Source organism: Actinotalea subterranea, assembly GCF_008364845.1.
In the GTDB taxonomy this organism is placed as follows: domain Bacteria; phylum Actinomycetota; class Actinomycetes; order Actinomycetales; family Cellulomonadaceae; genus Actinotalea; species Actinotalea subterranea.
The window spans coordinates 71233-91892 of the sequence record NZ_VTTP01000014.1 but is presented as its reverse complement, the minus strand read 5'-3'; the positions used below and the strand labels follow the sequence as shown (position 1 = coordinate 91892).

The window sequence follows — 20660 nt, the reverse complement described above, 5'->3', positions numbered from 1 at the left end:
CGCACCGGTGCGCCGAGCCGTGAGCGGGGCGGCACTCAGATCCCCGCGGCGCTCATCGGCGCGGACCGGCGCGTGTAGACCGCCCACGTGGTGACCGCCATCACGGCGTACACCCCGAGGAAGCCCCACAGTGCGGGGGCGAGCGACCCGGTGGCGCCCGTCGAGAGCGCGAAGCCCCGGGGGATGAGGAACCCGCCGAACGCACCGATCGCGCCGGCGATCCCGATGCAGCCGGCCGCCGCCTTGCGCGCACGCTGGGCCCGCTCGGGAGTGGTCGCCCCGACGCGGAACACCGCGGGGATCATCCGGTACGTCGCGCCGTTGCCCGCTCCTGTCGCCACGAACAGCACGAGGAAGGAGCCGAGGAAGAGCGGGAAGCTGTGCCTGCTCAGGGCGGTGATCGCGCCGAGGGCCCCGCACGCCATGACCACGAACGACGCGATGGTCATTCGTGCGCCGCCCCAGCGGTCGGCGAGGATGCCGCCGAGGGGGCGTGCCAGCGAGCCCACGAGCGCGCCGAGGAACGCGATGCTCACGGTGACCTCCGGGAACTGGCCGGCGAGGAGCGTGGGGAACACGCCCGAGTACCCGATGAACGAGCCGAACGTGCCGATGTAGAGGAACGAGATGACCCACGTGTGCCGGTTGTGCACGGCGGCGCCGAACGCGCGGTAGTCCGCCCTGGCGCCGGCGAGGTTGTCCATGAAGCGCCACGCGAGGAACGCCGCGAGCAGGATGAGCGGGACGAACATGAGCCCGGCGCGCTCGAGCGAGAGGCCCGCGGCGGTCACGATCACCAGGGGGACGGTGAGCTGGACGGCCGCCGTGCCGAGGTTGCCCCCCGCCGCGTTGAGGCCCAGCGCCTTGCCCTTCTCCCGCTCCGGGTAGAAGAAGGAGATGTTGGCCATGGACGACGCGAAGTTGCCGCCACCCAGGCCGGCGAGCGCCGCGACACCCAGCAGCGCCCAGAACGGGGTCTCGGGGCGGGACGCCACGTAGGCCAGCGCACCCGCGGGCAGGAGGAGCAGCATCGCCGATGCGACCGTCCAGTTGCGCCCGCCGAACCGGGGGACCGCGAAGGTGTACGGGATCCGCAGGGTCGCGCCCACCAGGCTGGGGACCGCGATGAGCCAGAACTGCTGGTCGACCGAGAGGACGAAGCCGACCGACGCGAGCTGCGGCACGACGATGCTCCACGACGCCCACACGGCGAAGCCCAGGAACTCCGCGAAGATCGACGGGTAGAGGTTGCGCTGGGCGACGCGGCGGCCGCCGTCGGCCCAGAACGTGGGGTCCTCGGGGTCCCAGTGATCGATCCAGCGGCCGCGGCGCACGGCCCCCGGCGTGGGGGCCGACGTCGTGGGCGTCGCCACGTCGGTCGGTGCGCCGGGACGTGCCGGGTCCTGCGAGGTCACGGTGGTCGATGCCGTCATCGCTGCCTCCTGCTGGCTCGGGGCGGGCCGGGGGCCCGGGCGGTCGGTGCCGTTGCGGCGTCGCCCCGACGCTAGGCAGGCGGTGTTTCGGGCGGATGTGCGCGGCTGTTACCGCGCCGGATCCATCCGCGCACAGGTCGCGCGGCGCAGCTGTGAGAACGCGCGCGGGGAGGGGGAACGCAGGAGGGCAGGCGAGGGAGGTCGGCGGCCCGAGGCCTGGGCCGTGCATCGGACGCCCCGGCCGCGGGTCGGACGCCTGGGTCAGGGTGCCGCGCGGAGCTGACGTGCGAGCGCCTCGGCGTCCGTCGTGGGCCTCTCGCAGACGAACCCACGGCACACGTAGGCCGTCGGCAGGCCGTCCACCGTCGGCCGGTCGGCGAGGAGCGGCACCGCCACCGCCGCCTGGCGATCACGGGTGTCGGCGTCGGTCCGCGCCGCCCGAGCGTCGGGCGGCGCGTCGCCGAACGCGACGACGGCGCCCGGGGCCGTCGCGCGCGTCGCCGCGCGGAGCAACGCCCGCGTGGCGGGGTCGTCCCGGGGCCCGACGACGGCGACCTCGCGCGGGCCGTCCAGCAGCGCCTCCGCCACGGCCAGGGCCCACCCCGCCGCGCGCGGGTGCCGCTGGGCCAGGAGGAGCGGTTCGGTCAGGGCTCGCTCAGCGGCGTCTCGGTGACGCGCCGAGCCGGTCAGGGCCGCGAGCGTGACGAGCGCACCCGCCGCGGCGGCCTGGCCCGACGGTGTCGGCCCGTCGGCGGGGTCCCGGGGGCGGCGGATCCGGGCGAGCACGGCGTCGGTCTGGTCGTCGGCGGTGTCGAAGAAGCCGCCCGAGCCGTCGGCGAACCGGTCGAGCACCGCGTCGAGCAGCTCCTGCGCGACACCGACCCACCGCGTGTCGCCCGACGCCGAGAACAGGGCGAGCAGGCCCTCGGCGACGTCCGCGTAGTCCTCGAGGACGCCGGGTGCCTGACCCGCGACGCCGTCCCTCGAGGTGCGTGCGAGGCGGGTACCCGCGGGCCCGCGGGTGAGGTGGACCCGGACGAGCAGCTCGGCCGCGGTCGTCGCCGCCTCCACCCATGCGCGTCGCTCGAGGATCACCCCCGCGTCGGCCAGGGCCGCGACCGCGAGGCCGTTCCAGGCCGCGACGACCTTCGCGTCGAGGGCGGGGCGCGGTCGCCTGCCGCGTGCTGCGGCCGCGCGCGCACGGACGGAGGCGTACCGCACCGCGTCGTCCGGCTCGGACCGGAGCTGGAGCACCGAGGTGCCGTGCTCGAACGTCCCCGTCGGCGTGACGTCCCACAGCTGCGCCGCCCAGGCGCCGTCGTCGGGCCCGAGGACGTCGGTGAGCTGCGCCGGCGACCAGACGGAGAAGGCGCCCTCGCTCGGGCGGCCGTCGGCGCCTGGGGAGTCCGCGTCGAGGGCCGAGGCGAAGCCGCCCTCGGGCGTGCGCAGCTCGTCGAGGAGCCACGTCGCCGTCTCCTCGACGACCCGCCTGGCCAGCGGGGAACCGGTCGCGCGGAACCAGTGCGCATAGACCCGCAGCAGCAGGGCGTTGTCGTAGAGCATCTTCTCGAAGTGGGGGACCACCCAGTCGGCGTCCACCGAGTACCGCGCGAACCCACCCGCGAGCTGGTCGTACATGCCGCCGCGGGCCATGGCCTCGAGCGTCGCGCCGGCCATCGCGAGCGCGCGGCGGCCCGACGCGGCGTGGGGAGTGTCGGTGTCGGCGTCGAGCGCACCCGACCGTGCCGCGTGGCGCAGGAGCCACTCGAGGAGCATCGACGGCGGGAACCGGGGTGCACCGCCGAAGCCTCCGCGTGCGCGGTCGAACTGTGCCTCCACGGTGTCCACGGCGCGGCGTGCGGCGGCGTCGTCGAGCACCGCACCGTGGGGCAGGGCGAGCGCGGGGCCCGTGTCCGCCAGGGCCTCACGGATCCCCTCCGCGCTCCGGTCCACCTCCCCGCGCCGCGTGCGCCAGGCTGCGGCCATCGCCGCGAGGACCTGAGGGAACGAGGGCATCCCGCCCATCGGGCGGGGAGGGAAGTAGGTGCCGCAGTAGAAGGGTTCGCCGTCGGGCGTCGCGAAGACCGTCATGGGCCAGCCGCCCTGGCCCGTCATCGCCTGCGTGGCCGCCATGTACACGGCGTCGACGTCGGGCCGCTCCTCACGGTCGACCTTGACCGCGACGAAGTGCTCGTCCATGAAGGCGGCCGTCGCGTCGTCCTCGAACGACTCGTGGGCCATGACGTGGCACCAGTGGCAGGCCGCGTAGCCGACCGAGATGAGGAGCGGGACGTCACGCGCGCGCGCCGCCGCGAACGCCTCCTCGCCCCACTCGTACCAGTCGACGGGGTTGTCGGCGTGCTGCTGGAGGTAGGGACTGGTGCTCGCGGCGAGGCGGTTGGCCATCGCCCCAGTCTGCGAGGTCGGTGACCGGTGCGCGCGTCGTGGCCGGCGGGTGGCCGGAGCGTCCTGTCGCGTCGGTCAGCCGCGCGCGGCGGCCACGACGGCGTCGACGGCCGGCGTCAGCACGTCGAAGACCTGCGCGTACACGGCGTCGCTGCGCCGGAACGGGTCGACCACGTCGTCGTCGGCGGGCGAGACCCGCGCACGCCCACGCCTCGCCGCGGCGAGCGGGACGAGGGCCGCGAGCCGCTGCGCGGGCGTGCCGTGCGGGAGGTCGGCCGGGTCGACGTCCGCGGCGAGTCGCGCCAGCTCGCGCAGCGTGAACGTGCGGCGCAGCACCGACGGCTCGAGCTCGACGACGGCGGTCCGGTGCGCCCGGGTCAGGGCCAGGACGAGGTCGGCCCCGCGCACGTCCTCGCGCGTGATCTGGCGGGCCGCGAAGCCCTGGGGTGACACGCCGGCGGACGTCAGGAGAGCGGCCATCGGGTCGGACACGCCGTGCCCGACGACGGCCCGCGTCCCCGCGCTCGTGACCACGACACCCGAACCTGGGCCGAGCCCGGCGGCGAGCAGCCGCTCGACGGCCGGGGACCGGCAGATGTTGCCCGTGCACACGGCGAGGACGGCGAACGGGGCCCGCATGCCGCCGGGGGGCGTCGGGGCTCCTGCGGGGGGCGGCGTCACGGGCCCAGTGTGGCGGCTCGCAGCGGCGCGCGGCCAGCCTGCCGCCCCGACGCGGCCGGCCCGCCGCCACGCCGGGGCCGGCCCGCCGCCCCGGCGGGGAGTCCCTACCCGGCGTCGTGCCCCGCAGGCTCTGCGTCCAGGCCCGGCAGGAGCTCCTCGGGCAGCTCTTCGACAGGGACCACCACCATGTCCCGCACCTTCCAGTCGAGCGCGTCGCCAGCCTCCCGTGCCGCACGCAGCTGGTCGAACGTGGGCGGTCGGCCGTCGGCGGGGACGACGAACGACTCGACGTGGAACACGTGCCCCTCGTCGCGCACCCTCGACCGTGCCCGGGCGACCCAGGGCAGGGCCTCGAGACGCGCGTCGAGCTCGCCGACCACCGGGTGGGGCTCGTCCCCGTCGACGGTCTCGGCGCGCGCGTCCATGAGGGCACTGACCGCCACCCGGAGGTTGCCGACCCCGTCACGCAGGATGCTCCCCGAGATGAACAGCGCGGCCACCCCGTCGGCCCACCAGAGGCCGAGCCCGATGCCGAGCACGCCGACGATGCCGCCGAGCGCCGTCATCCAGTCCGCCTTGTTCATGTCCGCGTCGGCGTGCAGCACGCGGTCGTGCAGCGCGCGGGCGAGGGGCATCTTCGCGCGGCCCAGCAGCACCGGCGGCACCGCCGTGTAGGCCATGACGGCGATCATCAGCCAGCCCGACCACACGGGCTGCCCGGCGACGACCATGAGGCCGACGGGTGGGTGCTCGGCGGCGAGGAGCCCGGACGTGGAGTCCCAGACGAGGAACAGGCCCATCGTCACGAGCGCGGTCGCGGCCACGAGGTGCCCGACCCCGATCGCCCGGTGGTACCCGTACGGGTGGCGTGGGCTGGGCGGGCGGCGCGTGAGGTGGACCGCGACGAGGAACGAGACCGGGGGGATGAAGGACAGGAGGTCCTCGGCCCACGCGGCCTTCATCGCCTGGGAGCTGCCCATGACCAGGTAGACGAGCGTGACGGCGGTGACGAGGAACCCGATGGTCCACCACGCGAGCCGGATGGCGCGCCGCAGCGCCTGCTCCTGCTCCTGGGGGAGCTCGGTGTGCCCGAACTTGGTCACGGCCGCACGTCCTGGTCGAGGAGGAAGCGCTCGAGCTCGACGAGGAACGCGTTCTCGCCCACCTGGACCGCCATCACGTGCAGCTCCTTGTCGCCCTCGGGCCCCGTGGCCTGCGCGTACGGGTACGTCAGCGTCGCGTGGTCCACCCACGGGCTGTCCGCCGTGAGGCCGCCGACGACGAGGTCCAGCTCGTCCCGCTCGAGACCGTCCACGAGTGCCTGCTCGCCGCCGGAGGTCCACTCGACCTCGGCGTCGAGCGTCTCGGCGAACGCCCGGACGAGGTCGGGCTCGATGCCGCCAGGCCCGGGGGCGCTCCCGTCGGACGCCGGTGCGGTCCACGGCGGCGCGGGCGAGACGCCGACGCGCAGCACCCCGCCGCGCACCCGGTCGAGCGTCCCGTCGGGGTCCGTCGGCACGGTCACTCCGCAGCCGGCCGACGCGATGAGAAGAAGGGCGCCGAGGAGCCCGACGGCGAGCGCAGGGCTCCGGCGGCGACGCGTGGTCGTGCGAGCCATGAGTACATCTAAGGCGAACGGCGGCGCGCCGCATCTCGATGTGGCGCAGGTGCCGCAGCCCCGGACGCGGTCGCTTCACCCCTCCCGGCGACCTCGCCGTCGGGCAGCGGCCTCAAGACCGCGGCGGACCTGTCGATCAGACCTGCGGGGGCCGATGCGTGCGCCACGGAGGATGATCGAGCGTCTGGGGGCGTGCCTGTGATCGACGAAGGGTGGACGGCGTGACGACGGCGTGGCGCTGGTTCCTCGCGGCCGGCCTGGGTGCCGTCGCCGTGGAGCTCGTGCTGCCTGTCGGCGCCGGCAGGGACGTGCTGTACCTCGCGATCGCCTACGCCGCGCCGCTGGCGATCCTCGTGGGCGTGCGCGTCCACCGGCCCCGGCGACGCCTGCCCTGGATGCTCCTGGCGGCCGGGTCCTTGTGCTGGGCCGTCGGCGACACGGCCTGGTCGTACTACGCGGACATCGCCGCGACGGAGCCGTTCCCGTCCGCCGCCGACGTGTTCTACCTGCTCGCCTACCCGTTGCTCGCCGGCGCGATGTACCAGTTCACGCGCGGTGCCTCGCGGCGCGGTGACGTCAGCGCGGTGATCGACGCGCTCATCACCGCGACCGCGGCGACCGTCGTGCTGTGGGTGTGGTTCATCGAGCCCACGTGGACGGACCCCGCAGGGACGCTCCTCGAGAGGGTCGTGGGCGTCGCGTACCCGATCGGCGACGTGCTGCTCGTCGCGCAGCTGCTGCACCTCGGCGCCCTGCCCGTCGTCCGAGCGACGTCGGTGCGGCTCCTGGGCCTGGGCATCGGGGCCGTGCTGGTCGCGGACGTGCTGTTCCAGGCGGCCGGGTACGTGCCGGCGATCGGGGCGCGGGAGGCGTGGCTCGACGTCGGGTGGCTGGTCGGCTACCTGCTGTGGGGTGCGTGCGCGCTGCACCCGTCGATGCACCGGACCACGGAGGTCCCTGGCGTCCGGGCGACGGCGCTGACCACGCGCCGGGTCGCGTTCCTCGCGCTGAGCGCGCTCGTGCTGCCCGGCGTCCTGCTCGTCGAGCTCGCCCTCGGCCAGCCGCCGCACATCGCCCCGGTGGCGGTCACGGCCGTGCTGCTGATCGGGCTGGTCCTCGTACGGATGCTCGGGATGGTCAGGTACATGCGTGAGCAGGCAGCGCGGCTCGCACGCCTCGCGGACACCGACTTCATCACCGGGCTCGAGAACGCGCGCCGCTTCAGCGAACGCATCGACGACCTGCTGACGACCCCACCGGGGCAGCGCGACGCCGACCGGCCGGGCGCGGCGATCCTGCTGATCGCGGTCGAGCGGCTGGGCGAGGTCAACGACACCCTCGGTCTCGGCACCGGTGACGAGCTGCTCCGCGCGATCGGCGAGCGCCTGCGGGAGTCCGTGGCCGACGACGGCGTCGTCGCCCGGATGGGCGGTGTGTCGTTCGGCGTGCTGCTGCCCGGGGTGCTCTCGGGCGACCGGGCCGCCACGCGTGCCGCCGACCTGCACCGCGCGTTCGCGACACCGTTCGCGCTTCCGGAGATGTCCGTCTCGGTCGACATCAGCGTCGGCATCGCGATCGCGCCGACGGACGCGCAGACGGCGACCGCCCTGCTCGCGCGCGCCGACGTCGCCCTGTCCGCGGCCCGGCAGGCCCAGGAGCACGTCGCGCGGTACGCCGAGCAGATGGAGATGAACGAGGCGCTCACGCCGCAGCTCATGGGCGAGCTGGTCCAGGCCATGGCCGACGGCGACGTGATCGTCCACTACCAGCCGCAGGTCGAGATCGCGTCGGGCCGGGTGCTCGGCGTCGAGGCGCTCGTGCGCTGGCAGCACCCGCAGCACGGCCTGCTCGGGCCGGGCGCGTTCGTCCCGGCGGCCGAGCGGACCGGCCTGATCGGCGGCCTCACCCGCTACGTGCTCGACCGTGCGCTCGCCCAGGCGGCGGCGTGGCGGGCCGAGGGCTGCGAGCTCAACGTCTCCGTGAACCTGTCGGTGCGCAACCTGCTCGACCCCGCGTTCGTGAATGACGTGGAGGGCGCGCTGACCCGCCATCACATCCCGGCGCGGTGCCTCGAGCTCGAGGTCACCGAGACGATGGCGATGCTCGACCCGCACCGGTCGGTCGAGGTCCTGGGTGCGCTCGCGGACCTGGGCGTGCTCCTGTCGCTCGACGACTACGGGACGGGTCACTCCTCCCTCGCGTACCTGCAGCGGCTGCCGCTGCGCCGGCTCAAGATCGACCGCTCCTTCGTGACCGACGTGCTGACGGACAAGGCGAGCGCGGCGATCGTCCGTTCGACGATCGAGCTCGCCCGGCACCTGGGCCTCAGCGTCGTGGCCGAGGGCGTCGAGGACGACGAGACGCTCGTCGCGCTGCGGGACATGCGCTGCTTCGCCGCCCAGGGCTTCGGCCTGGCCCGTCCGGCGTCGCCCGAGCGGATCCCGGGGATCGTGACCGCGCTCGAGGAGCGGATCCCCGAGGTCGTGGCGGTCGGGCTCTCGTCCCAGCGCACCGCCTGACGCTGCCGGTCGCCCGGAGTCGACCTCTGGGTCGAAGGTCCGCAGCGCAACCTGCCTCACCAGGAGTAGGCCGGGGGGTGAGGGCGAGGTGGTTGCCGTGTTCCAGGTACGCATCCACGGGCGAGGTGGCCAAGGCGTGGTCACCGCCGCCGAGCTGCTGTCCGTCGCGGCGTTCCGCGAGGGTCGGCACGCGCAGGCGTTCCCGAGCTTCGGGTCGGAGCGGACCGGCGCACCGGTCGTCTCGTTCTGCCGCATCGCGGACGTCCCGATCCGGGTCCGGGAGCCCGTCGTCGCGCCCGACGCGCTCATCGTCCAGGACGTCACCCTGCTCAGGCTCCCCGTGCTCACGGGGCTCGTGCCGCGGGGGTACCTGCTGCTCAACACCTCGCGCGCGCCCGCGGCGCTCGGGCTCGCCGGCGCGCAGGCCGCCCTCCCGGCGGGGCACCTCGTGTGCGTGCCCGCCACCGAGCTCGCGCTCGAGCACGTCGGGCGGGCCGTGCCGAACGTCCCCCTGCTCGGCGCGTTCGCCGCCCTCACGGGGCTCATCTCGCTCGAGTCGGTGTGCGCGGCGATCGACGAGCGCTTCGGTGGCCGGGTCGGGCAGGGGAACGCCGCCGCCGCACGCGCCGCGTACACGCTCGTCGCCGACGCGCACCCGGGCGGGGCCTCGCGCACGGCGGGGCCCGCCGCTCACGAGGAGGCCCAGCATGCTGCAGCAGGTTGAGGGCTCGAAGGCCGTCGCCCGAGCGGTCGCGGCGTGCCGGCCGCAGGTGGTCTGCGCCTACCCGATCTCGCCCCAGACGCACATCGTGGAGGAGATCAGCCGGATGGTGAAGGCCGGCGAGCTGCCTGGCTGCGAGTACGTGAACGTCGAGTCCGAGTTCGCGGCGATGTCCGGGGTGATCGGCTCGTGCGCCGTCGGCGCGCGCTCGTACACCGCGACGGCGAGCCAGGGCCTGCTGTTCATGGTCGAGGCCCTGTACAACGTGTCGGGCATGGGTCTGCCGATCGTGATGACCGTCGCGAACCGTGCGATCGGCGCGCCGATCAACATCTGGAACGACCACGGCGACACGATGTCGCAGCGCGACTCGGGCTGGCTCCAGCTCTACGCGGCGGACAACCAGGAGGCGGCCGACCTGCACGTGCAGGCGTTCCGCATCGCCGAGGAGCTCTCCGTGCCCGTCATGGTCTGCATGGACGGGTTCGTCCTGACCCACGCGACCGAGGCGGTCGACGTGCCGGACGTCGGCTCGGTCGACGCGTTCCTGCCGCCGTTCGTCCCGCGGCAGGTGCTCGACCCGGACGCCCCCGTGTCGATCGGCGCGATGGTCGGACCCGAGGCGTTCACGGAGGTCCGCTACCTCGCCCACCGCCGCCAGCTCGACGCCCTCACGGTGATCCCGCGCGTCGCGAACGAGTTCGCGCAGCACTTCGGTCGCACGTCGGGCGGCCTCCTGCACCCCTACCGGACCGAGGGCGCGGACCTCGTGGTCGTGGCTCTCGGGTCCGTGCTCGGCACGCTCCAGGACGTCGTCGACGCGCAGAGGTCCCAGGGCGTCGCGGTCGGCGCCGTCGGCCTGACCTCGTTCCGGCCCTTCCCGTACGACGCCGTCCGCACCGCCCTCGCTGGCGCGCACCGCGTCGTCGTCCTCGAGCGGGCGCTCGCGGTCGGCGTCGGCGGCATCGTCGCCGCGGACGTCCGGACGGCCCTCGTCGGCACCGGGGTCGAGCAGGTCACGGTCGTGGCGGGGCTCGGCGGGCGGCCGATCACCACGGCGTCGCTCGGCGCGATGATCGGCGACGCGGTGGCCGGACGGCTGCCGGAGCTGACGTTCCTCGACCTGGACCACGCCGTCGTCGACCGGGAGCTCGGGAGGATCTGATGGCCACCACGAGCCTGGGCATGCCCGTGAAGTTCTACCAGGTGGGCAGCTTCGCGGTCGGCAACCGCCTCGTCGACCCGGCGCTGCGGTCCGTCCAGTCGGGCCAGGAGCGTGCGAACGCGCTCACGTCCGGCCACCGTGCGTGCCAGGGCTGCGGCGAGGCGCTCGGCGCGCGCTACGTGCTCGACGCCGCCATGCGCGCCTCGCAGGGGCGCATGGTCACGGTCAACGCGACCGGTTGCCTCGAGGTGTTCTCGACGCCCTACCCCGAGACGTCGTGGCGCGTCGCGTGGCTGCACTCGCTGTTCGGCAACGCGCCGGCGGTCGCGACGGGTGTCGCGGCCGGGCTGCGCGCGCTCGGGCGGGACGACGTGACGGTCGTCGCGCAGGGCGGCGACGGCGGGACCGTCGACATCGGCTTCGGTGCGCTCTCCGGCATGTTCGAGCGCAACGACGACGTGCTCTACGTCTGCTACGACAACGGCGGGTACATGAACACCGGCATCCAGCGCTCCGGTGCCACGCCGCCGGCCGCGCGGACCATGACGACCCAGGCCGTCGGCGCGGAGCCGGGGAACGTGTTCGGCCAGGGCAAGGACGTCCCGCGCATCGCGATGGCCCATGACGTGCCGTACGTCGCGACGGCGACGGTCGCGGACCTGCGCGACCTCGAGGCCAAGGTCACGCACGCCATGAGCCTGCGGGGCTCCCGCTACCTGCACGTCCTGGTGCCCTGCCCGCTCGGGTGGGGGACGGCGTCGTCGGACACCGTCAAGGTCGCGCGGCTCGCGACCGAGAGCGGCTTCTTCCCCGTCTTCGAGGCCGAGCACGGCGTCGTCACCGCGGTGCGCCACATCCGCCACCGCGTGCCCGTCGAGGAGTACCTGCGTCTGCAGGGGCGCTACGCGCACCTGTTCCGGCCCGAGCGGCGCGACGACGTGATCGCGCGCCTGCAGGCCATCGCGGACCGCAACATCGAGCGCTACGGGCTGGCCGGCCCGGTCGCGGCCCTCGAGGTCGGGCCCGTCGGGCGTGCCGGGGCGCTCATCGAGGAGGGCGCCGCGCCCGGCGCCCGCGTGCGGGAGGTGTGATGGACAAGCCGTTCGCGATCACGCTCGACGTCGGCTCGAGCCTCGCCAACCACACCGGGGCGTGGCGCGTCGAACGACCCGTCTACGTCGAGCTCGAGCCGCCGTGCGCGCACGCCTGCCCGGCAGGGGAGAACCCGCAGCGGTGGCTGTACGCCGCCGAGGAGGGCGCCTACGAGCAGGCCTGGCGCCGGCTCGTCGAGGCGAACCCGTTCCCGGCCGTCATGGGCCGCGTCTGCTACCACCCGTGCCAGACGGCCTGCAACCGTGGCTTCCTCGACGAGGCCGTCGGGATCAACGCCGTCGAGCGGTTCCTCGGCGACCTCGCGATCGAGCGGGGGTGGGCGCTCCCCGTGCCCGAGGTGACCAGCGGGCGGCGTGTCCTCGTCGTCGGGGCCGGGCCCACAGGCCTGTCCGCCGCCTACCACCTGCGCCGGCTCGGCCACGACGTGACGGTGCGTGACGCCCAGACGGCCCCCGGCGGCATGATGCGCTACGGCATCCCCGCCTACCGGCTGCCGCGCACGGTCCTCGACGCCGAGATCGACCGGCTCGTGGCCACCGGGGTGCACCTCGAGCTGGGCGCCCGCGTCGGCGACGTGCTCGACGCGGAGCGTGAGGGGTTCGACGCCGCGCTCCTCGCCGTGGGCGCGCAGCTCGGCAAGCGCGCGTACGTGCCGGCCGGCGAGGCGGCGCGCGTGCTCGACGCGGTCACGATGCTGCACGACGTCGCCGAGGGCGAGGCGCCGCACCTGGGCCGCCGCGTCGTCGTCTACGGCGGCGGCAACACGGCGGTCGACGCGGCGCGGACCGCCAAGCGGCTCGGCGCGACGGACTCCGTGATCGTCTACCGGCGCACGCGCGACCGCATGCCCGCGCACGACTCCGAGGTCGCCGAGGCCATCGAAGAGGGTGTCCGCGTGACCTGGCTGTCGACGATCAGGCACGCCTCGGCCGGACGCGTGCTCATCGAGCGCATGGTGCTCGACGAGACGGGCTTCCCGCAGCCGACGGGCGAGCTCGAGGAGCTCGAGGCCGACTCGCTGGTCCTGGCCCTCGGCCAGGAGACCGACCTGTCGCTCGTCGAGGGCGTCCCCGGCGTGAGTGTCGTCGACGGTGTCATCGAGGTCGACGACGACCTGATGACCGGGCGGCCCGGCCTCTTCGCGGGCGGCGACGTGGTCCCCGCCGAGCGGACCGTGACCGTGGGGATCGGGCACGGCACACGTGCCGCACGCGCGATCCACGCGTGGCTCGGGCGGGCGGACGTGCGACCCGGAGTGGCGCCGGACGCGGACACGGCGGCCGACGTGGGCACGGCGTCCGACGTGGGCGCGGCGCCGGACGACGGTGTCGGGTCCGGGGGCGACGAGGGAGCGGAGCCGGGCCAGCTCGGTGCGCACCCCCTCACGGGTGCGCAGGTCCCCGGCGCCGACGCCGCGGGCAACCCGCCCGTCGCGACGTTCGACCAGCTCAACCCCTGGTACTTCGCCGACGCCCCGCACGCCGTGCGCCCGCGGCTGGAGCACGCCCGCAGGACCTCGGGCTTCGAGGAGGTGGTCCAGGGCCTCGACGTCACGACGGCGCAGTACGAGGCGCGACGGTGCATGTCCTGCGGGAGCTGCTTCGAGTGCGACAACTGCTACGGCGTGTGCCCGGACAACGCGGTCACCAAGCTCGGACCCGGCGCGCGGTTCCGGTTCGACTACGACTACTGCAAGGGCTGCGGCCTGTGCGTCCAGGAGTGCCCCAGCGGGTCGATCCTCATGGTCCCGGAGGTGCCCTGATCCGCCCACGCCTGCTCCTGATCGGGTCGTGCTCGCGGCGGTCCGCGGCGGGCCCTGACCGGGCCCGAGGCCCCCTCCGAGGGCTCCTACGGCCAGCCTCACCTTGCTGGCGGAGCCTCGTTCATGTGCCTACCGTCGAAGCATGGTGACCACCGACCACGACGAGGTGGGGCCCGCCCTGGAGCCCCAGCTCACCCCCGACGAGCCGCACGCCAACGGCCTTCAGGCCCGGCTCAACTGGCTGCGTGCCGGCGTGCTCGGTGCCAACGACGGCATCATCTCGACGGCCGGTGTGGTGGTCGGCGTCGCGGCCGCCACGCCCCACGCGACGGCCATCCTCGTGGCCGGCGTCGCGAGCGTCGTCGCCGGCGCCGTGTCGATGGCGCTGGGCGAGTACGTCTCGGTGAGCAGCCAGCGTGACACCGAGCGCGCGCTCATCGCGCAGGAGCGCCGCGAGCTCGAGGAGGACCCCGAGGGCGAGCTCGTGGAGCTCGCGGACATCTACCGTCGCATGGGCCTGTCCCGCGCGACCGCCCAGCGGGTCGCCGTCGAGCTCACGGAGCACGACGCGGTCGCGGCGCACGTCACGGCGGAGCTCGGGCTCAACCCGGACGAGCGGACCAACCCGTGGCACGCCGCCATCGCGTCCGCGGTCGCCTTCACCGTCGGGGCGCTGCTCCCGCTGCTCGCGGTCGTGCTCGCGCCGCCCGCGGTCCGCATCCCCGTCACGTTCGCCGCCGTCGTCGTCGCGCTCGCGGCGACGGGCGGCATCAGCGCCCGCTTCGGCAGGGCCCACCGCCTGCGCGCCGTCGTCCGGCTCATCATCGGTGGCGCGCTCGCGATGGGGATCACGTTCGGGATCGGCGCGCTCCTGGGCGCCACCGTCGTCTGATCCTCAGGGAAGCCGTGACGCACCCGGGACCTGACGCACCCGGGACCTGGCGCACCCGGGACCTGACGCACCGGGAACGGCACCAGCACCGGTGAGGGCCGCCCCGGCCCCTTGACGAGCCGCGTCTGAGCCCAGGGCCGGGGGAGGGTCAGGCCGACTCGCGCAGCGCGAGGCGCGCCTGGAACAGGACCGGCTCGACGGTCGGCTCGTGCCCGGCGAGGAGCTCCTGGATCATGCGGCCCGCCTGCTCGGCCATCTCGCTGACCGGTTGGGCCACGGACGTCAGGGGAGGGTCGGTGGTCTCGGCCACGCCGAGGTCGTCGAACCCGAAGACCGCGACGTCGTCGGGGACCGACAGGCCGCGCGAGGCGAGCTCCGTGAGGGCCCCGTAGGCCATGAGGTCGCTCGCCACGAACAGGGCGTCGATGTCGGGGTGCGCGTCGAGCAGGTTCGCGGTCGCGACCGCGCCACCGCGCGTCGTGAAGTCGCCGTACTCGACGAGGTCCGCGGGGCGCCCGGCGGCGAGGAGCGCCTCACGCCAGCCGACGAGCCGGTCGACGCCGGCCGTCATGTCCGGCGGACCGGCGATCGTCGCGACGCGGCGGCACCCGCGCGCGAGGAGGTGCTCGGTGGCCATGCGCGCACCGAGCGTGTTGTCCATGTCGACGTAGTGCTCGGTCTCGACGTCGAGCGGCCGGCCGATGAAGACGCACGGGAGGCCGGAGTCGACCAGGATGTGGTTGAGCTCGTCGTCGCGGTGGTGCGAGGCGACGACGGCGCCGTCGACGTGCCCCGTCGTGAGGTAGCGCGCGGCCCGTGCGACGCTCGGGCCCGGCCGGGCGATGAGCAGGACCATCTGCAGGTCCGACTCCTCGAGCGCGAGCGAGAGCCCGTTGATGATGCCGCCGAAGAACGGGTCGGTCAGCAGCCGGGAGTTGGGCTCCGGCACGACGAGCGCGACCGAGCCCGTGCGACGTGTCGCGAGGCTGCGGGCGACAGGGTTGGGCGTGAACCCCAGCTCGGCGATCGCCGCCTCGACCGCCTCGCGCGCCTGCGCGCTCACGAGGTGGCCGCCGTTGATGACCCGCGAGGCCGTGGCCCGGGAGACACCCGCGACGGCCGCCACCTGGCGGATCGTGGGTGCCTCCCGACGCCTGGGCACGGAGGCGCGGGTCGTGGTCACGCGGGAACGCTACCGGTCGCCGGCACCCCGCCCGTGCGTGCTGCGCGGCCGTACGTCAGCGCGCTCAGCTTCGGCGTGCGCTCGAGCGTGGTGAAGTCGACGTGCACGATGCCGAACCGCTTGGCGTACCCGTAGGCCCACTCGAAGTTGTCGAGCAGCGACCACGCGAAGTAGCCGCGGACGTCGGCCCCGGCTTCGATCGCCGCGTGGACGGCACGCAGGTGGTCCTCGACGTAGCGCGTGCGCTCGAGGTCGGTGACCTCGCCGTCGGGCCCCACCTCGTCGTCGTACGCCGCACCGTTCTCCGTGACGTACAGGGCGACGCCTGCCGGCCCGGTGTAGTCGGTGTGCAGCTGCTCGAGCAGGCGACGCAGGCCGTCCGGCTGGACCTCCCAGTCCATCGCGGTCCGCGGCAGGCCACGGGACACCTGGTAGACCTCGCCGAGCCCGACGTTGGGGCTCGACGTGGGGCGGGTGACCTCGGCGCCGTCGGGCAGCGCCACCTCGGGCGCGGGTGCGTGCGCCGACATCGCGCTGCCGTGGTAGTAGTTCACGCCGAGGAAGTCGACGGGTGCGGAGATGATCTCGAGGTCCCCGTCGTGCACGGGCAGCGCCGTGCCGACGGCGGCGAAGGCCTCGACGGCCTCCGCGGGGTAGGACCCGAGCAGCACGGGCTCCGCGAACAGACGGTTGAGCAGGGTGTCGGCCCGCTCGGCCGCGGCGACGTCCGCCTCGTCGGCGGGGTCCGCCGGGTCGGAGACGCTCATGTTCAGGGTGATCCCGAGCGTGGCGGTCGGGTCGGCCGAGCGCAGCGCGCGCGTGACCTGCCCGTGCCCGAGCAGGAGGTGGTGCGCGGCGGAGACACCCGCCTGCGGGTCCTGACGTCCCGGCGCGTGCTGGCCTCCGGCATAGCCGAGGAACGCCGCGCACCACGGCTCGTTGAGCGTCGTCCAGTGACGCACCCGGTCCTTGAGCGCGTCGTGGACGGCGAGCGAGTAGTCGGTGAAGTACCCGACCACGTCCCGCTCGGCCCAGCCGCCCCGGTCCTCGACCCACTGGGGGAGGTCCCAGTGGTAGAGGGTCAGCCACGGCGTGATGCCGCGGGCGAGGAGGCCGTCGACGAGGCTCGAGTAGAAGTCCAGGCCCGCGCGGTTGACGACGCCGGGCCCGGGCACGATGCGCGGCCAGGCGACCGAGAACCGGTAGGCGCCCAGGCCCAGGTCGGACATGAGTTGCACGTCCTGGGGCCACCGGTGGTAGTGGTCGCACGCGACGTCGCCGTGGTCACCGCCGACGACGGCGCCAGGCACCCGGCAGAACGTGTCCCAGATCGAGTCCGTGCGGCCGTCCTCGTGGGCCGCACCCTCGATCTGGAAGGCGGCGGTGGCGGCTCCGAAGACGAAGCCCTCGGGGAAGGTGAGCGTATGGGGCGCGCTCATCCCTTCACCGCACCCTGCATGATGCCCGCGACCAGGTGGCGACCGGCGACCGCGAACAGGGCGATGAGCGGGATCACCGAGACGATGACGCCGGCCATGATCAGGGCCATGTCCTTGAAGAAGCCGGCCTGCAGCAGCTGGAGCGCGACGGGCAGGGTCGGGTTGGTCGTGCCGAGCACGATCGAGGGCCAGAAGAAGTTGGTCCACGACGCGATGAAGGTGAACAGGCCGAGCATCGCTGCTGCGGGCCGTGCCGCGGGGAGCGCGACGTGCCAGAACGTCCGGATCATCGACGCCCCGTCGACGCGCGCGGCCTCGATGAGCTCGTAGGGCAGCGCGCCCTCGAGGTACTGCGTCATCCAGAAGACGCCGAACGCCGTGACCATGCCGGGCAGGATGACGGCCCACAGGCTCCCGACGAGGTTGAGCTCGCGCATGACGATGAACAGCGGCACGACGCCGAGCTGGGTCGGCACGGCCATGGTCCCGATGACGAACACGAGGAGCGGGCCGCGACCGCGGAAGCGGAGCTTCGCGAACGAGTAGCCCGCGAGGGTCGCGAACATCACGACCGACAGGGCCGTCGCACCCGAGACGAGCAGCGAGTTGAACATCGCCTGCCACAGGTCGATGTCCGCGGCCAGCACGCGGCCGATGTTCTCGAACAGGTGCGAGCCCGGCAGCAGCGGGGGGATCGGGTTCTGCGCGATGTCGGCCGACGTCGAGGACGCGAGCTGGAGCGCGAAGTACAGCGGGTACGCGGACGCCAGGAGCACGACCGACATGAGGACGTACGTGAGGCGGCCGGGCTTGCGGTCCGAGCCGGCGCCGGACGCCTGGTGGCGCCGCCGGGCGGCCGAGCGGGCGGCCCCGCGGCCGGCCGTCTGCGCGATGACGGGGATGGACGGCGTCGTGCTCATCGTGGGTTCCTTCCGGCGACACGGCGCTGCTTGGGCGCGGAGTCGGAGGCGATGCGTCGGGTGATCAGGTAGTTCGCGACGGCGAACACGACGATGATCATGAAGAGCAGCCAGGCGACGGCGGCGGCGCGACCGAGGTTGGTGTTGCGCCAGCCGAGCTCGTACAGGTAGAGCGTCACCGTGAGCCACTGGCGGTCGTTGCCACCCTGGCCCATCTGGTCGTACATGCGCGGCTCGTCGTAGATCTGCAGGCCACCGATGGTCGACGTGAGCACCACGAAGATGATCGTGGGCCGCAGCATCGGGATCGTGATCGAGATGAACTGGCGCCACCTCGACGCGCCGTCGATCACGGCCGCCTCGTAGAGGTCGCGCGGGATGGCCTGCATCGCCGCGAGGAAGATGAGGGTGTTGTAGCCGGTCCAGCGGAAGTTGACCATCGTGGCGATCGCGACGTGCGCGGGCATCGCCTCGGAGTGCCAGCCGACGGGGCTGAGGCCGATGTTCTCCAGGACGGTGTTGATGAGGCCCGAGTCGTCGGCGAACATCTTCGAGAAGACGAGCGCCACGGCCACCGGGGCGACCACGTAGGGGAGCAGGACGCCCATGCGCCAGAACGTCTTGGCGCGCAGGTTCGCGTCCAGCATCGCGGCGATGACGATCGCGGCGATGACCTGCGGCACCGACGACCACAGGAAGATCGAGATCGTGTTGCGCAGGGCCTTCCAGAAGTACGCCTGGCCGAGCACCTGCGTGAAGTTCTCGAAGCCGACGAAGTCACCCTGGCCGCCGAGCAGGTCCCAGTCGTGCAGGGACACCCAGCCGGTGTAGATCAGCGGGAAGAGGCCCGTGATGGCGAAGATGATGAAGAAGGGGGAGATGTACAGGTAGGGCGAGAGCTTGACGTCCCACTTGCCCAGCCGCTGGCTGAACCCGACGCGGCGCGGGCTGCGGGACGGGTCGCTGGCGGGGCGGGCACGGGTCGGCGCGGTCTGGGTGGCCATGACGGTCCTTCGGGGTTGCGACGTGGACGGGGTGCCGGGCCGCCGGCAGGTGCCGACGGCCCGGCAGCGGAGGTCAGCCGATGGCCTCGACCTCAGCGACCCACTTGTCCCAGGACGACGTCGCGTCGTCCGTGCCGTCGACCTCGACGCGGTTGATGGCCTGGGCCATCGCGTCGTTGATCGGGAAGTAGTTCGCACCCTTGTACGGGGCGACCGTGACCGCTGCGGCGCGGGTGGCGAAGATCTCGCCGATGGGGGCGTCGTTGAAGAACTCGTTGGTGATCGCCTTGATCTCCTCGGACTCCTGGGCCTCGACCTGGCTCGGGAAGTTGCCGCTCGTCTGGAAGGCGACGAGCTGCTGCTCGGGAGCGGTCAGCCAGTCGGCGAGAGCCTTGGCCTCCTCCGGGTACTTCGACTGCGCCGGGACGGTCAGGAACGAGCCGCCCCAGTTGCCGCCGCCGCCGGGGAAGACGTCAGCGATGTCCCAGCCCTCGACGCCCTCGGCCTGGCCCTCGATGACACCGAGCATCCAGGACGGTGCGAGCATCACGGCGAAGCCGTCGGTCTGGAAGCTGTTGTTCCAGTCCTCGCCCCACTGCTGGAGACCAGCGGAGAGCTCGGTGTGCGCCATGATCGTGTCGTAGATGTCCTTGACGTCCGCGTTCTCCGTGGCGATGACCTCGTCGGTGCCAGGCGTCTCGTACGCGGCCTCGAGCTGGTTGACCATGCCCTGGTAGACGGCGGCACCCGAGTCGTAGAACGGGACCTCGGACGCGGCGGCGAACTGCTCGCCGACGGCGAAGAAGTCGTCCCACGTGGCGTCCTCGCCACCGAAGAGCTCGGCGACCTCGGCGCGGTCCGTCGGGAGGCCCGCGGCGGCGAACAGGTCGGAGCGGTAGGCGATGCCCTCCGGGCCGATGTCCGTGCCGTAGCCGACGAGCTTGCCGTCGGGCGTGGTGGCCTGGCCGACCTTCCAGTCCTGCCAACGACCCTCGACGGAGTCGGAGGCCAGGTCCGTGAACTGGTCGGAGTACTGCATGACCTCGGTCATCCAGTCGATCTCGATGCCCACGACGTCGGCGAGGCCGGAGCCTGCGGCGAGCGAGGTGTTGAACTGGTCGCGCGCCTCGTTCGAGGTACCGAACTTGTTGTGCTCGATCGTGATGCTCGGGTTCTCGTCCATGTACTGCTCGAGCAGGGGCTCGTAGCCCCACTCGTTGAACGTCGAGATCGTGAGGGTGATCTTCTCGTCGCTGTCGCCGCTGCCGGCGTCGTCGCCGCCCTCGTCATCCGAGCCGCTGCTGCAGCCGGTGGCGACGAGTGCGATGCCGGCGATGCCGGCGGTGAGCGCGAGCGCCCGCTTCCTGGTCGTGCGCACTGTGACTCCTTCGTCGTCTCGGGCGGCTGCACTGCCGCCCCGATCGAGACCGCGACCCGGATGTCCCGGGGGCGGTCGTGGCTTCGTGATGGGACCGGTCTCACCTTGCGGCGGCCGAGGCGTGCCCCAGATGGTGGGACCGGTCTCATCGCGGTGGTCTCACCGTCGCGCCCGGGGTGCTCGCGTGTCAAACCTCGTGACCGAAACGTGACCCCGCGTCCACCCGTACGGGTGGTCGAGGCACCTCGTCCGACTGCCTCCGTGGGCCCCAGGTCCCAGGAGTGGGAGCGCTCTCGCGGCGGCTCACGACGGTGCTCGCGACGGGTAGGCCGCCTCAGGAGCGCTCCTGCGCCTCGTCCGGGAGCCGGCCCGAGGCGGCGGCGTCGGCGTTCGTCACGCAGGCGCCACGCGCTCGGCGCGACACCG

16 protein-coding genes are annotated in these 20660 nt (G+C 73.5%); 6 read left to right on the top strand and 10 right to left on the bottom strand.

Annotation, left to right across the window (positions count from 1 at the left end; genetic code table 11):
* Positions 1 to 35: 35 nt before the first annotated feature.
* The 5 genes from FZ988_RS17545 to FZ988_RS19090 all read right to left on the bottom strand — a co-directional run bounded on the left by FZ988_RS17545 (position 36) and on the right by FZ988_RS19090 (position 6138).
* Positions 36 to 1433 (bottom strand): MFS transporter, encoded by a 1398-nt coding sequence (locus FZ988_RS17545; RefSeq protein WP_149205322.1) that lies wholly within the window; start codon positions 1431 to 1433, stop codon positions 36 to 38.
* A 261-nt stretch (positions 1434 to 1694) separates the two neighbouring features.
* Positions 1695 to 3839, bottom strand: a complete 2145-nt coding sequence (locus FZ988_RS17540; protein ID WP_149205321.1) for a thioredoxin domain-containing protein — start codon at positions 3837 to 3839, stop codon at positions 1695 to 1697.
* A gap of 75 nt (positions 3840 to 3914) precedes the next feature.
* Positions 3915 to 4520 (bottom strand): arsenate reductase/protein-tyrosine-phosphatase family protein, encoded by a 606-nt coding sequence (locus tag FZ988_RS17535; RefSeq protein WP_281287206.1) that lies wholly within the window; start codon positions 4518 to 4520, stop codon positions 3915 to 3917.
* Positions 4521 to 4624: 104 nt separating this feature from the next.
* The gene (locus FZ988_RS19095) at positions 4625 to 5623 is read right to left on the bottom strand and encodes a cation efflux transmembrane domain-containing protein (RefSeq protein WP_246169604.1); all 999 of its coding nucleotides are present in this window, start codon (positions 5621 to 5623) and stop codon (positions 4625 to 4627) included.
* Complete coding sequence (locus FZ988_RS19090) at positions 5620 to 6138, bottom strand: transporter substrate-binding domain-containing protein (protein WP_246169603.1); 519 nt, start codon at positions 6136 to 6138, stop codon at positions 5620 to 5622. The genes FZ988_RS19095 and FZ988_RS19090 overlap by 4 nt, the downstream gene beginning before the upstream one ends.
* A 221-nt stretch (positions 6139 to 6359) precedes the next feature.
* On the opposite strand from FZ988_RS19090, the gene FZ988_RS17525 reads away from it, so the two are divergent.
* The 6 genes from FZ988_RS17525 (at position 6360) to FZ988_RS17500 (ending at position 14310) form a co-directional block, all read left to right on the top strand.
* The gene (locus FZ988_RS17525; protein ID WP_149205320.1) at positions 6360 to 8657 is read left to right on the top strand and encodes a putative bifunctional diguanylate cyclase/phosphodiesterase; all 2298 of its coding nucleotides are present in this window, start codon (positions 6360 to 6362) and stop codon (positions 8655 to 8657) included.
* A 97-nt stretch (positions 8658 to 8754) separates the two neighbouring features.
* Positions 8755 to 9381: a 2-oxoacid:acceptor oxidoreductase family protein gene (locus FZ988_RS17520; protein WP_149205319.1), complete on the top strand. Its 627-nt coding sequence runs from the start codon at positions 8755 to 8757 to the stop codon at positions 9379 to 9381.
* Entirely contained in the window at positions 9365 to 10543 is a 1179-nt protein-coding gene (locus tag FZ988_RS17515; protein WP_149205318.1) for a transketolase C-terminal domain-containing protein, read from the top strand. The genes FZ988_RS17520 and FZ988_RS17515 overlap by 17 nt, the downstream gene beginning before the upstream one ends.
* A complete protein-coding gene (locus tag FZ988_RS17510; RefSeq protein ID WP_223145182.1) occupies positions 10543 to 11634 on the top strand; it encodes a thiamine pyrophosphate-dependent enzyme in 1092 nt (363 codons plus the stop codon). Before FZ988_RS17515 ends, FZ988_RS17510 begins: the two co-directional genes overlap by 1 nt.
* On the top strand, positions 11634 to 13418 hold the full coding sequence (locus FZ988_RS17505; protein ID WP_149205317.1) for an NAD(P)-binding protein: 1785 nt from the start codon (positions 11634 to 11636) through the stop codon (positions 13416 to 13418). The genes FZ988_RS17510 and FZ988_RS17505 overlap by 1 nt, the downstream gene beginning before the upstream one ends.
* Positions 13419 to 13560: 142 nt before the next feature.
* Positions 13561 to 14310: a VIT1/CCC1 transporter family protein gene (locus FZ988_RS17500; RefSeq protein WP_149205316.1), complete on the top strand. Its 750-nt coding sequence runs from the start codon at positions 13561 to 13563 to the stop codon at positions 14308 to 14310.
* Positions 14311 to 14458: 148 nt separating this feature from the next.
* On the opposite strand, the gene FZ988_RS17495 is transcribed toward FZ988_RS17500, so the two are convergent.
* From FZ988_RS17495 to FZ988_RS17475, 5 genes are all read right to left on the bottom strand, one after another.
* Entirely contained in the window at positions 14459 to 15493 is a 1035-nt protein-coding gene (locus tag FZ988_RS17495; RefSeq protein WP_149205315.1) for a LacI family DNA-binding transcriptional regulator, read from the bottom strand.
* Positions 15490 to 16932 carry a GH1 family beta-glucosidase gene (locus tag FZ988_RS17490; protein ID WP_149205314.1) on the bottom strand — a complete coding sequence of 481 codons (1443 nt, stop codon included), beginning with the start codon at positions 16930 to 16932 and terminating at the stop codon, positions 15490 to 15492. The genes FZ988_RS17495 and FZ988_RS17490 overlap by 4 nt, the downstream gene beginning before the upstream one ends.
* On the bottom strand, positions 16929 to 17852 hold the full coding sequence (locus FZ988_RS17485) for a carbohydrate ABC transporter permease (protein ID WP_149205313.1): 924 nt from the start codon (positions 17850 to 17852) through the stop codon (positions 16929 to 16931). The genes FZ988_RS17490 and FZ988_RS17485 overlap by 4 nt, the downstream gene beginning before the upstream one ends.
* A complete protein-coding gene (locus tag FZ988_RS17480) occupies positions 17849 to 18856 on the bottom strand; it encodes a carbohydrate ABC transporter permease (protein WP_149205312.1) in 1008 nt (335 codons plus the stop codon). Before FZ988_RS17480 ends, FZ988_RS17485 begins: the two co-directional genes overlap by 4 nt.
* 73 nt (positions 18857 to 18929) lie before the next feature.
* On the bottom strand, positions 18930 to 20234 hold the full coding sequence (locus FZ988_RS17475) for an ABC transporter substrate-binding protein (protein WP_149205311.1): 1305 nt from the start codon (positions 20232 to 20234) through the stop codon (positions 18930 to 18932).
* Positions 20235 to 20660: the final 426 nt, after the last annotated feature.